Origin of the sequence: Aliamphritea hakodatensis, assembly GCF_024347195.1 — a bacterium.
GTDB classification, from domain to species: Bacteria; Pseudomonadota; Gammaproteobacteria; order Pseudomonadales; family Balneatricaceae; genus Amphritea; species Amphritea hakodatensis.
The window spans coordinates 1,123,372-1,135,123 of the sequence record NZ_AP025281.1; the positions used below are offsets into that span (position 1 = coordinate 1,123,372).

The following is an 11,752-nucleotide window of genomic DNA, read 5'->3' on the forward strand; positions in this document are numbered from 1 at the left end:
ATACGCCGTTACTGAAAAAATATAATTGTCAGCGTTGCCAGAGCAGCGCTGAGATACTGACAAGATTTCACCATTTAAAGGTTCCGAACACCATGTCTGATAATACTCAGCAACAAGATGAAAACCGTTTGATTGCCGAGCGCCGTGAAAAACTGAATGCCCTGCGTGAAGCGGGTCAGGCGTTTCCGAATGCGTTCCGTCGCGACAGTTACGCGCAGGATCTGCAGGAAACCTATGGCGAAAAGTGTAAAGAAGAGCTGGAAGAGCTGGCAATTACAGTAAGCATTGCTGGCCGTGTCATGCTTAACCGTGGTGCCTTCGGTGTTGTTCAGGATATGACTGGCCGTATTCAGTTCTACGTGAACAAAGAAGCCCGTAAGTTTGCCAAGAGCCTGGACCTGGGTGACATCATTGGTGTGACCGGTGTTTTGCATAAGTCCGGTAAGGGCGATCTGTATGTGGATCTGGGTGAATACCAACTGCTGACCAAGAACCTGCGTCCGCTGCCGGATAAGCACAAAGGCCTGCAGGACACTGAAATGCGCTACCGTCAGCGTTATGTTGACCTGATCACCAATGATACTTCCCGCCGGGTATTCGAGATCCGTTCCAAGATTGTATCCGGTATCCGTAACTACCTGACTGAGCGCCGCTATGTAGAAGCGGAAACGCCGATGCTGCAGGTAATTCCGGGTGGTGCGACGGCCCGTCCGTTCGTCACGCATCACAACGCGCTGGACCGCGACATGTATCTGCGGATTGCGCCGGAGCTGTACCTGAAACGTCTGGTTGTGGGTGGCTTTGAGCGGGTCTTCGAGATCAACCGTAACTTCCGTAACGAAGGGCTTTCAACCCGCCATAACCCTGAATTTACCATGTTGGAATTCTATCAGGCCTATGCGGATTACAATGACCTGATGGACCTGACCGAAGACATGCTGCGCACACTGGCGAAGGATGTTTTGGGTTCAACCACTATGACCTATCAGGAACAGGAATATGACCTGGGTGCGCCGTTCCGCCGTATCAGCGTGTTCGATTCTATCCTGCATTACAACCCGGATCTGACGGCTTCGGACATCGATAACATCGAGTCTGCCCGTGCAGTGGCTGATAAGCTGGGTATCCCGCTTAAAGACGGCTACGGCCTGGGCAAGGTGCAGATCGAGATCTTCGAGAAAACCGTTGAAGACCGTCTGGACCAGCCGACGTTCATCACTGAGTATCCGGCGGAAGTGTCTCCGCTGGCGCGCCGTAACGATGAAAACCCGTTCATTACCGACCGTTTTGAATTCTTCATCGGTGGCCGTGAAGTGGCGAATGGCTTCTCGGAGCTTAACGACTCTGAAGATCAGGCTGAGCGTTTCCGCGCTCAGGTTGAAGAGAAAGATGCCGGTGATGACGAAGCAATGCACTTCGATGATGATTACATCAGTGCGCTGGAATACGGCCTGCCGCCGACTGCCGGTGAAGGTATCGGTATCGACCGTCTGGTAATGTTCTTCGCTGATTGTGATTCAATCCGTGATGTTATCCTGTTCCCGGCGATGCGTCCGCGGGCGTAAGTACCGGAACAGGGGAAAAGCTGCCGCGAGAAGTCGCCGCAGCTTTTTTGCTTTAAGCCCGCCGTAAACTGATACAGGACAGCTGTAACCGGATTTGTGGCTGGATAATCTGTGACAGCCGGTGTGAAATAGCGGTTGCTGATAACCGCAGTACAGGTGTGATGAATGAGTTGGTTAGTTCCTGAAAAGAAACGCAATATTCCCGGTAAACGCTGGCTGAGTATTTGTTTACGTACCCTGCATCTGATCGGCATTGCCGGTTTATCCGGGGCGTTTCTGTTTGATTTGCCGATGTCTGCCTGGCACAACTATCTGATACTGACGCTGATCAGCGGTGGCCTGATGGTGCTGAAAGAGCTGTATAGCGATGGTATCTGGCTGGTGCAGCTGCGCGGGCAGATTATCATGCTGAAGATCGTATTACTGGCGATGGCCTGGTTTTACTGGGAAGCCTACGATCTGTGGATTTACATGCTGTCGATCGTTCTCTCGGGCATTATTTCCCATGGCCCGGGAAAACTGCGCTATTACTCCCTGTGGCATGGCAGGGTGTATACCCGGGATGTAATGCAGGGAAGGCCGCTGGGAAAAGTAAAAGACAGTGGAGAGAGCGAATGACTGCGATTGCTGCGCTTAAGGAGCAGTTATCGGCCGCTGAAGGCTGGCAGGCGCATCTGAAAGGGGAGTTGGAGCAGGATTATATGCACCGGCTGGTGGCGTTTCTGGACGGCGAAATAGCGGCCGGTAAAGATATTTATCCACAGACAGCTGACTGGCTGCAGGCCTTGCAGAGTACGCCGCTGAACGCGGTAAAAGTGGTGATTCTCGGGCAGGACCCGTATCACCAGCCCGGTCAGGCCCATGGGCTGAGCTTTTCGGTGCAGCCGGGGGTAAAGGTGCCGCCTTCCCTGAGAAATATGTATAAAGAGCTGGCGACGGATTTGCAGTTGCCGGAACCGGATCACGGTTTTTTGCAGCACTGGGCCGAACAGGGTGTGTTACTGCTGAACACAGTGCTGACGGTTGAATATAACAAAGCAGGTTCTCACCAGAAAAAAGGCTGGGAGCCGTTTACCGACCGGATTATTGAAACGGTGAACAGCCAGTGCGATGGTGTAGTCTTTGTGCTGTGGGGCAGTCATGCCCAGAAAAAGGCAGCGATGATAGACAGCACCAGACACCGGATACTTGAATCTGTGCATCCTTCTCCATTATCGGCATTTCGCGGTTTCTTCGGCAGCCGGCCATTCAGTCAGATTAATGAATATCTGGAAGCCAGTGGCCGCACGCCGGTGGAGTGGCAGCTGGAGAGTCTTGAAGCCAAACCTGATCAGGGAGCGCTGTTCTGAGTGTTTGCTGATAACCCTAATATGCGTGGTGCGATGCTGATGATGGCCAGCATGGCCGGTTTTGTGTTCAACGACAGCATCATGAAATTTATGTCGGCGGATATCAGCCTGTATCAGTCGATCTTTATCCGGGGTCTGATCGTAACCGCCCTGATTGCTGCGCTGGCCTGGCGTTACGGTGTATTACGCCAGAGCCTGCAGCGCCGTGACCGGGTCTGGATGGGCTGGCGGGCGCTGGGGGAAAGCGGCTCAACCCTGTGTTATCTGACCGGGCTGATGCATATCCCCATCGCCGCGGCAGCATCGATTCAGCAGGCCGTTCCTCTGGTGATTACCTTTATCGGGGCAATCTGGTTAGGTGAGCAGGTTGGCTGGCGGCGCTATACGGCGATCATTGTCGGCTTTATGGGCGTGTTGCTGATTGTTCGCCCGGGGGCGGACAGTTTCAACGTGTATGTCATGTTTTCGGTGGCCGGGGTGATGTTTCTGGTGCTCCGTGACCTTTCCACCCGGCAGTTTTCGGCGGATGTATCATCGCTGTTCGTGGCGCTGGTCGGTTCGCTTCTGGTGACGGTGAGCAGTGGTGTGCTGTCATTATTTGAAACCTGGCAGCCGCTCACCTGGCAGATAATGGCCGGGTTGAGTGCGGCTGCCGGGTTTATTTTTTTCGGTTACCTGTGTGGGGTGATGACCATGCGGGTGGGTGAAATTGCCTTTGTATCTCCGTTCCGTTATACGGTGCTGATCTGGGCCGCGCTGCTGGGGTATCTGGTATTTGATGAAGTGCCGGATAACTATATGTTGCTGGGCGGTCTGGTGATCGCGATGGCCGGTGTTTACAGCTTCTACCGGGAATCCCGTCTGGCGGAAAAGCCTTAAAGGTTTTTGGTGAATAATTTGCCGGGAACCGGTAAATATATGACCTGTCTGAATATGGCGGATTACGCCTGTCGGGCGGGTAAAACGTTTTAATTCAATGTACAAGGAATCAGGGAATGAAAAAATGGATGGGTAAGCTGGCAGTGCCGGCAGTTGCGGTCAGCATGTTAATGTCTGCCGGTGTACAGGCGGCTGCGCCAGAGGAGCTGGTGGCGCTGAATAACCAGTGGCAACCGCTGATGAATGCAAAAGATGTCGACGGGCTGGATAAGTTTTACGATGCGGATTCATTGCTGGGACAGTTCCCCTATGACAGCAGCAAAAATCTGCAGGGGCTGGAGGCGATCAGTCAGATGTTTGCCGGTGGGCCGTTTGGTTTACCTGAACTGAAAGCGCAGGTGGATACGCTGGCGCTGGATGCGAAAGACGATACTGCTTTGCTGGTGAAGAACTGGGATATCAGTTTCGCAGAAGGCGGTTTTAAGGGGCTGGCAGTTGAGGTACTGAGCCATACATCTGACGGCTGGAAACGCCGTATTGATATCGGGGCCGGCGGGTTAACTTCAGCAGCGGGGTTTGCCGGCACGGATACAGAAATTGATAACACGGCCTTTAATAGTCTGGCGGATAATTATGCTGAGCGTTCGGTGAATGCTGCCCGGGTAAGCCTGACTGAAAATGCGGATTTACCGGATTTCACGGAAGGTTTTGAAGTGGATAACCTGCTCAGTGTGGAGCAGGGCAGCAACGGCTTGCTGATCAGCCGTCTGACCGGTAAAGGCCAGAGCTATTTAGTGTTTAACGCGGTGGAGAAAACCGCTGAAGGCTGGCAGGTTAAGGTGCAGATGAGTACCGTACTCTAAGCCGGTACCGATACAAAAAACGGCATGCCTGAAAGGGGATGCCGTTTTTTATTGCCCGCAAGTAAGGTGGGTCAGCTGAGATCTTCCCGGCCGTTAAACTGACGGCGCAGCTGCAGGTTTTCGCTGATCTGGCTGTCCGGGTCCTCGCTGAGCAGAACCACCAGTTCACCGTCGATAAAGTCCTGCTCAATGCCGATCATCAGGCCTGGACCCTGATCGAAGCGCAGCAGAATCAGGGCATCGTAGTTGAATGCTTCTGACGGCATCTGCAGTTTGCTGGCGACGATGTCGAAGCGTTCCTGCTGCTGATAGATCTCGATGCTCTGCAGGTAGCTGTCAGCAGGCAGTTCCAGCCAGCAGCTGGTGTCTTCGTCCGGGGTGATGTCATTGCGCAGCTGACAGTCGAGCCGGCCAAAACTGAAGCCATCCTGAAATGCCTGTCGCAGGGTACCGATTTCCAGCCACTGGGTATCGCCGCAGCTGAAACGCAGTTGTCGGGCACGGTACAGTTCACTGCCAAAACCACTGCTCATGCCTTCAATCCAGATACGCCGTACAGAATGACTGAACAGTTCCTGGAGCGCGTCCTGCGCCTGTTTATCCAGGTGCAGGACTTTTAGCAGAATAGGATCGCTCATCGTTTGGCTTCAAACATTTCCGGATCAAGGGTGTAAGGCAGGTCCAGGCGTTCCAGTTGTGGGCCTTCCTGGGTGTCCAGATGCACGCTCTGGGAGCCGTCGTCGAAGACGTCTTTCAGCATCACCGCCAGCAACTGATATTCACCCTCGCCGGACAGTGCACTGCACACCACGTTGCCAACACTGGCGCGGGTTGCGGTCGCCAGCACTGTGCCAGCCGCTGGTGCGGTATCCGCCTGTACGCTGAGACGGAACATCGGACGCTTCAGTTTGCCGCGGTGCTGCAGCCGGGTGATGATTTCCTGCCCGGTGTAACAGCCCTTACGGAAGCTGACCCCTTCAAACGCCTGCAGATTGGTCATCTGCGGAATAAAGGTTTCCAGCGTGTCCGGTGTCAGGGACGGAATGCCCTGCTGAATTTCACTGAGTAACCAGTTTTCGCTGCCGTTCAGCGAGCCTGTTTGAATCAGCAGATCCAGTGCGGTTTCTGCCTGGGCCTGTTCAAGCCACAGTTCGTAACGTTCACCGGCGACTTTAATCAGTACGCCGCCGTCCAGAGAGAGAAACTGATCGGTTTCAGCCGGCAGTTCATTGCTCAGTGCCGCCAGGGCTGATGCAGCGTCGCTGCCCTGTATACCCAAACCCACCACGGTATCGCTGATGTCTGTGCCGTCGGCCTTGGAAAACAGCATATATTTGTTCAGGGCCGTCAGCGCGTTGCTGAGTATCTGACGGTTAGTGCGCAGCCAGTAACCGCCTTCAGCGGGCATTACCCGACTCAGGCTGATCATGCTGCCTTTGACATTGTTGTGTGATGCCAGGCGGCTGAAACCATTACTGATGTCGCGCATGTCGCAGGAAATCTGTCCCTGAAGAAATTTCTCTGCATCCGGGCCGATAACGCTGAACAGGCCTAAGTGTGTCAGGGGGGTAATACTGAGTGCCGGGTTTACCGGGGCAGAGCTGCGGCTGTAGCCCTGCTCATCAATGCTGATCTGCTGCGTTTCTAAGATGCTGTGCCAGGTGCTCATAGCATGACCTTCTTGCCGTAAAGCAGTCACGGTACCGGTTTATTCCGGAGGTGACTGCTTTGTTAAGTATGTGCCTGTTATAGGATGGCAAATGCGGGAATTAAACCCGGTTACCGAAAGCGTGGCCCATGTTGACCGGGCTGCCTGCCTGCAGGTTTTCCTGCCATTCTATAACGTCTTTGCCGAACAGCAGAATCACGGTTGAGCCCAGTTTAAAGCGGCCCATTTCAGCGCCTTTTTCCAGCACAACCGGTGCCTGAGGTTCAGGTGTGTGTTCTGTTCGCCAGATCTTGCGCTGTTGCGGCGCGACCTGACCGGCCCAGACGGTTTCGATGCCGGCGACGATCATAGCGCCTACCAGAATCATTGCCATCGGGCCGTATTCGGTATCAAAAATTGCCACCAGACGTTCGTTACGGGCGAACAGGTTTTCCACTCCTTCAGCGGTGGTCTGGTTTACCGAGTAAAGATCACCCGGTACGTAGATAGTGTCCCGCAGGGTACCGGTTACCGGCATGTGTACCCGGTGATAATCTTTCGGCGACAGGTAGACTGTGGCGAACTGGCCATCAATGAACTGCTCGGCCAGGTCGTTGTAGCCACCCAGCAGGGTGGTTAACGCGTAGCCGCGGCCTTTTGCCTGAAACACACGGCCGTGGTCAATCGGCCCTAACTGGCTGATAGCGCCGTCTGCCGGGCTGATGATATCTGTGTCTGCCAGTGGGCGGCGTTCCAGTTTTATTTCCCGGGTGAAGAAGCTGTTGAAGTCCGGATAAGCATTCAGCGATTCCTGTACGGCCTCACTCATATTGACGTTGTAGCGTTTGGCGAACCAACTGATAAAGGTGCTTTTTACCCAGTTGGTCCGGCAGTCAGCCAGTTTTCCCACTAAACGGGACAACAGATGCTGTGGCAGGAGGTGTTGTAACAGGATGAAGATTTTATCTTTCACTTAAATAATCCAGGTCGTTTAACAAAGTTTACCCGCCGAAAGCGATGGCTGACGGCGGGTAAGCGAAATTTTTTAACGGTGTTTAAGGGGTTACTGCTCAACCGGTGTACCTGGATGATTGCCCCACTCAAACCAGGAGCCATCGTAGCAGCGGACATTTTCAAAGCCAAGGTGCTTAGTGAACAGATAACTCAGACCGGATCGCCGGTGGGTCTGGCAGTGGGTGATAACCGTTTTCTCAGGGGTGACCCCCAGCGCTGCAAGTTCAGCAAGAATGTCTGCTGCCGGTCGCAGGCGGGTGTCCTGTTCAGAGATCAGGGCATTGGTCCAGTTGTAGTTAACTGCGCCGGGAATATGGCCGCCTTTTGCCGCGTTGACCACTTTTTCGCCCCGGTATTCTGCTGGGGAGCGGACATCGAGAATGCAATGCTCAGGGTTGTTCAGATGGGTGAGGATATATTCCATGTCGGCCAGGTTGTGGGTATCCAGGCTGACCGGGTAATCCGTTGGCTCATATTGCGGCACGTCGGCAGTGGTAGAAAAGCCGGCGTCTTCCCAGGCTTTCAGATGGCCGTCCAGAAATGAGCAGGCGGTGTGGCCTGCGGCGTGCAGGGTCCAGATCATCCGGCCGGCCTGAGGGCCCATCTGATCGTCATAGACCACAACCTGACTGTCCGGCGTGATCCCCAATGACGCGAACAGCGTACTGAGCTGTGCGTCTGACGGCCGTTTGTTAGGTACCGGCTGTTCACCGCAAAGCAGCCCGGACGGTGCCATGTGGCGGGCGCCGGGCAGGTGTTTGGTGGCGTAGTTTTCAGCGGATGAGAGGTCAAGGATGACAATCTGACCCGAATCGCGGTCAAGCTGTTCGGCAAGCTGTGCAGGAGAAACCAGTAGAGGCAGTGACATAGACAGTATCCCGGAATAGGCGGATTAAAGTTAATTCTTGGACAGTGCCGCCAGACAGCTGGTTGCTGCCGTACAGAGTTGCTTAAACTGTTTGTGCTGTACGGTTTCTATCAGGCTGGCGTCTTCGCCCATATCTGCATAGACAATAGCAACTGGCTTGCTGTTCATAAAGACTGACATCAGCAAGTAGTTAGAATCATTAATGTGTTGCTTATAGCTGTCGGGCAGCATTTTGCTGATCCGGTGGGTATTGTCCTGATTCACCAGGATGCAGGCGACTTTGTCATACAGTCGGCTGAACAGGCTCTGCGCGTCAATCTGATGCATGGACTGGTTCAGCGGACTGTCTTTATTGAAGCCAATGCTGTGAATCACTTTAACGATCTGGTTCTGGGTATTGACGGTATTCAGGCTGACCCGTTCCAGACCGACACCCTGAATCAGCACTTTAAGCAGGTCTTTCAGTACTTCCGTGGGGTGCTGATAATCTTCCGGGTATTGCAGGAAGCGTTCGTTCACGGTGGCAATCAGGGCCGGATCTTTCAGGTTGGAGTCTGAGGCGACCGCCGTCTGAATTTTGCGTGGCCGGGGGATCAGGAAATGCTTGCTGCAGTATTTGTATTCCGTTTCCGACAGTTTGTAACCGCCCTGATTGTTGTTGGACGGCATAAACAGCATTTCGGCTGCCGGTGTCAGGGTGCCGACCACAAAGTAATCACGGGATGACTGGGCGCAGTTCTGGTGTAGCAGCGCCATGGTGGCACCCAGTTCACTTTTCAGATAGTCACTGACAATGTCAATGATGTGCAGGGTGTTGGGTTTGTGCCAGCCAAAGGTGGCGGTGCCCGCCAGCCAGTTGGACAGTTTCACCGGGAAGAAACGCTGCTGGACAAGATGGTTCAGTTCCCGCAGCTCTTCACCCCGCAGACGGGGATCTTCCAGTGAGCGCTGATGCAGTTTCATCAGGGTGCGTTTGTTCAGCGGCAGGTCTTCTGCCAGAGAGGTTTGTACCAGTTCCGGTAAATTCCAGGATACTGCCAGACCGTGGGAGATATCTTTAATGGTGCAGCCAAACAGTTCCCGTTCGACGGTCTCGCTGTCTTTGCCCTGTTCCCGGATCTTGATCTGCATCTGCGACATGTGTAGCGGCGCATGGTGCCAGAGCGCCCAGTGGCCAATGCCGTAAAACAGCGCTGCAAGATAACTTTCTTCTGTAAACATACCTTTGCGGGCCCGTTCCAGCCAGGAACGGACCTGAACCGCGGCGTGGTGGCTGTTGGCGGTGGCGCGAAAGTACATTTTGTCGGCGGTGCTGTGGGCATTCAGACGGGTGCCTTTCATGCCGTTGATCAGGTTTTCGAGGTTGTCAGTGCCCAGTGAGCTGATGGCATGTTCGACGCCGGTGACCACGGAGCCTTTTTCGGCGTGCAGGATACTGGCGGCTTTAACGACATGCAGGCAGAGCAGAGGGTCTGCTTTAATCAGTCGGTTAAGATCCTTCATGGATGTTTTATCCGACTGCAATGCCTTCTGAATGCGGCGCAGACTGCTGGCCCGGACGGAAAAATCTTTATCCGTCAGGTATTGCGTCCATTCTTCTGCGTCGTAGGGCTGGATCGTGCTCATTAATGGTCCTGATGCCGGTCACTTATCAAACGAAAACCACTCTGGTTAAGTCTTTGTTAAGAGAGGTTTTCGGCACATTAAACCTTTTATTTACAAGATAGTTAAGTTTCTTCCCTCGAAGTGAGTATATGTTTGTAACTATTTACTCTTTGAGCACTGATTTTATGGTCTTCAATTGCTTGCTTTATGGCGCAATGAGGTTCCTGTTCATGCTGGCAGTCACGGAACTTGCACAGGCCCAGAAACGGCGTGAACTCTGTGAAACCTTCGATGATGCGGTCTTTTTCGATGTGCCACAGTGCGAACTCCCGGATCCCCGGTGAGTCGATCAGGTCGCCACCGTCCGGGAAATGGAACAGCCGGGCGGTTGTTGTGGTGTGAGTACCTTTACGGGTAGCTTCCGACAAGGCGCCGACTTTAAGGTCAACCCCGGGTAACAGCGCATTGATCAGCGAGGACTTGCCGACTCCTGACTGCCCCACGAAAACGCTGATCCGGCCGTTGAGTATGGCTTTAAGCTCATCCAGACCGTCTTCACGGGTAGTGGATACCTGCAGCACCTTGTAACCGATATCGGTATACAGGCTGATCATCCCTTCGATGTATTCCCGGTTATCGTCGTTGAGCAAATCCTGTTTATTGACCAGCAGGACCGGTTCAATGCCGCTGACTTCTGCAGCCACCAGATAACGGTCGATCAGGTTGTAATGGGGCATCGGCTCCACCGCAATGGTGATAACGATGTGATCAATGTTGGCTGCGACCGGTTTCAGTTCGCCGTGGTTGTTTGGCCGCTGGAGGACTGACTGGCGTTCTTCTGTTGCAACCACCACGCCGTGTTCTGCGCCGGCACGCCAGATAACCTTATCGCCGGTCACCAGCGCGCTCAGGTTGGTGCGCATGTGGCAGCGGAATATTTCGCCGCTGTGTTCGCCTTCCAGTGCCTCTACATCGACCTGCCTGCCGAAATGGGAGATGATCTGGCCGTGTTGTTCCGGGCCGAGGTCACCGCCTTCCAGTTGCTGGTCGATATTGGAGTTCTTACGCTTTGCCCGTTCAGAACGTTCGTCCTGAATCTTTTGTATGCGCCACGCCTGGCGGCGGGTGAGTTTGCGTTTGGCCATTAAGTTTGTTGCGCCGTATAGATACAGTAAAATCTGATTATATTCCGGGTCGCCGAAAACAAAGTTTTTGCTGTGCTGAGTGTCGCACAGATAGTTTTTCAGCGGCCTGCTAAGGTATTCTATAACACTTTTAAATAACAGTGCTGAAATCTAAGGGGAATTGCCGTATGTCTAGGCAAGATAATCTGATCTGGATCGATCTGGAAATGACCGGTCTTGATCCTGAACGGGAACGAATTATCGAAATTGCCACCATTGTGACCGATGCGGATCTGAATATTCTGGCGCTGGGGCCGAGTCTGGTGGTGCATCAGTCTGATGCGTTGCTGGATGCGATGGATGAGTGGTGTACCAATCAGCATGGCGGTTCCGGGCTGACGGCCCGGGTGAAGGCATCACAGATCAGTGAGCGCCAGGCAGAAGAAGAGACCCTTGAGTTTATCAAACAGTATGTGGATCAGGGGGCTTCACCGATATGCGGTAACAGTATCGGTCAGGACCGGCGTTTTCTGGTGAAGTATATGCCTGAGCTGGAAAGCTACTTCCATTACCGTAACCTGGATGTCAGCAGTATTAAAGAACTGGCCCGCCGCTGGCGGCCGGAAGTGCTGAACGGTTTTGAGAAGAAAGGCTCGCATCTGGCGATGGATGACATTAAAGATTCCATCAATGAGTTAAAACATTACCGGGAGCACTTTTTTAACCTGTAATGGGGTCATGTTGGTTGGTTGTGCAACCAATGCCCAAAATGAGTATCTTAAACTTTAGAATGAGTGGCTGCTAATTTAGCGTTTTAATATCTATTACTTTGGGCGC

12 protein-coding genes are annotated in these 11,752 nt (G+C 53.4%); 6 read left to right on the plus strand and 6 right to left on the minus strand.

The genetic code is table 11. The annotated features are described in order from the left end of the window. Nucleotides 1–92: 92 nt before the first annotated feature. From lysS to PCI15_RS05120, 5 genes are all read left to right on the plus strand, one after another. Entirely contained in the window at nt 93–1,565 is a 1,473-nt protein-coding gene (gene lysS / locus PCI15_RS05100) for a lysine--tRNA ligase (protein ID WP_271273283.1), read from the plus strand. A gap of 165 nt (nt 1,566–1,730) precedes the next feature. Next, complete coding sequence (locus tag PCI15_RS05105) at nt 1,731–2,183, plus strand: hypothetical protein (protein WP_271273284.1); 453 nt, start codon at nt 1,731–1,733, stop codon at nt 2,181–2,183. Continuing rightward, nucleotides 2,180–2,914: a uracil-DNA glycosylase gene (gene ung, locus PCI15_RS05110; protein ID WP_271273285.1), complete on the plus strand. Its 735-nt coding sequence runs from the start codon at nt 2,180–2,182 to the stop codon at nt 2,912–2,914. Before PCI15_RS05105 ends, ung begins: the two co-directional genes overlap by 4 nt. After that, entirely contained in the window at nt 2,915–3,793 is an 879-nt protein-coding gene (locus PCI15_RS05115) for a DMT family transporter (protein ID WP_271273286.1), read from the plus strand. Nucleotides 3,794–3,909: 116 nt separating this feature from the next. Then, complete coding sequence (locus PCI15_RS05120; protein WP_271273287.1) at nt 3,910–4,656, plus strand: Cif family virulence factor; 747 nt, start codon at nt 3,910–3,912, stop codon at nt 4,654–4,656. Nucleotides 4,657–4,727: 71 nt separating this feature from the next. Here the strand turns inward: PCI15_RS05120 and PCI15_RS05125 are convergent, their stop codons facing one another. From PCI15_RS05125 to rsgA, 6 genes are all read right to left on the minus strand, one after another. Next, complete coding sequence (locus PCI15_RS05125; RefSeq protein ID WP_271273288.1) at nt 4,728–5,294, minus strand: hypothetical protein; 567 nt, start codon at nt 5,292–5,294, stop codon at nt 4,728–4,730. After that, complete coding sequence (gene ygfZ, locus PCI15_RS05130; protein WP_271273289.1) at nt 5,291–6,325, minus strand: CAF17-like 4Fe-4S cluster assembly/insertion protein YgfZ; 1,035 nt, start codon at nt 6,323–6,325, stop codon at nt 5,291–5,293. Before ygfZ ends, PCI15_RS05125 begins: the two co-directional genes overlap by 4 nt. A 100-nt stretch (nt 6,326–6,425) precedes the next feature. Then, the gene (gene asd / locus PCI15_RS05135) at nt 6,426–7,277 is read right to left on the minus strand and encodes an archaetidylserine decarboxylase (RefSeq protein WP_271273290.1); all 852 of its coding nucleotides are present in this window, start codon (nt 7,275–7,277) and stop codon (nt 6,426–6,428) included. 90 nt (nt 7,278–7,367) lie between these two features. Then, the gene (locus PCI15_RS05140) at nt 7,368–8,186 is read right to left on the minus strand and encodes a sulfurtransferase (protein WP_271273291.1); all 819 of its coding nucleotides are present in this window, start codon (nt 8,184–8,186) and stop codon (nt 7,368–7,370) included. Between the two features lie 30 nt (nt 8,187–8,216). Then, nucleotides 8,217–9,812 carry an HDOD domain-containing protein gene (locus PCI15_RS05145; RefSeq protein WP_271273292.1) on the minus strand — a complete coding sequence of 532 codons (1,596 nt, stop codon included), beginning with the start codon at nt 9,810–9,812 and terminating at the stop codon, nt 8,217–8,219. A gap of 101 nt (nt 9,813–9,913) precedes the next feature. Then, nucleotides 9,914–10,936 (minus strand): small ribosomal subunit biogenesis GTPase RsgA, encoded by a 1,023-nt coding sequence (gene rsgA, locus PCI15_RS05150; protein ID WP_271273293.1) that lies wholly within the window; start codon nt 10,934–10,936, stop codon nt 9,914–9,916. A 167-nt stretch (nt 10,937–11,103) separates the two neighbouring features. On the opposite strand from rsgA, the gene orn reads away from it, so the two are divergent. After that, a complete protein-coding gene (gene orn / locus PCI15_RS05155) occupies nt 11,104–11,646 on the plus strand; it encodes an oligoribonuclease (protein ID WP_271273294.1) in 543 nt (180 codons plus the stop codon). Nucleotides 11,647–11,752: the final 106 nt, after the last annotated feature.

What these genes read in the sequence shown, in the direction of transcription:
- ygfZ (WP_271273289.1), bottom strand. Translation starts at nt 6,325, where the DNA reads ATGAGCACCTGGCACAGCATCTTAGAAACGCAGCAGATCAGCATTGAT.
- PCI15_RS05145 (WP_271273292.1), bottom strand. Translation starts at nt 9,812, where the DNA reads ATGAGCACGATCCAGCCCTACGACGCAGAAGAATGGACGCAATACCTG.
- PCI15_RS05105 (WP_271273284.1), top strand. Translation starts at nt 1,731, where the DNA reads ATGAGTTGGTTAGTTCCTGAAAAGAAACGCAATATTCCCGGTAAACGC.
- lysS (WP_271273283.1), top strand. Translation starts at nt 93, where the DNA reads ATGTCTGATAATACTCAGCAACAAGATGAAAACCGTTTGATTGCCGAG.
- PCI15_RS05140 (WP_271273291.1), bottom strand. Translation starts at nt 8,186, where the DNA reads ATGTCACTGCCTCTACTGGTTTCTCCTGCACAGCTTGCCGAACAGCTT.
- ung (WP_271273285.1), top strand. Translation starts at nt 2,180, where the DNA reads ATGACTGCGATTGCTGCGCTTAAGGAGCAGTTATCGGCCGCTGAAGGC.
- orn (WP_271273294.1), top strand. Translation starts at nt 11,104, where the DNA reads ATGTCTAGGCAAGATAATCTGATCTGGATCGATCTGGAAATGACCGGT.
- PCI15_RS05120 (WP_271273287.1), top strand. Translation starts at nt 3,910, where the DNA reads ATGAAAAAATGGATGGGTAAGCTGGCAGTGCCGGCAGTTGCGGTCAGC.
- rsgA (WP_271273293.1), bottom strand. Translation starts at nt 10,936, where the DNA reads ATGGCCAAACGCAAACTCACCCGCCGCCAGGCGTGGCGCATACAAAAG.
- PCI15_RS05125 (WP_271273288.1), bottom strand. Translation starts at nt 5,294, where the DNA reads ATGAGCGATCCTATTCTGCTAAAAGTCCTGCACCTGGATAAACAGGCG.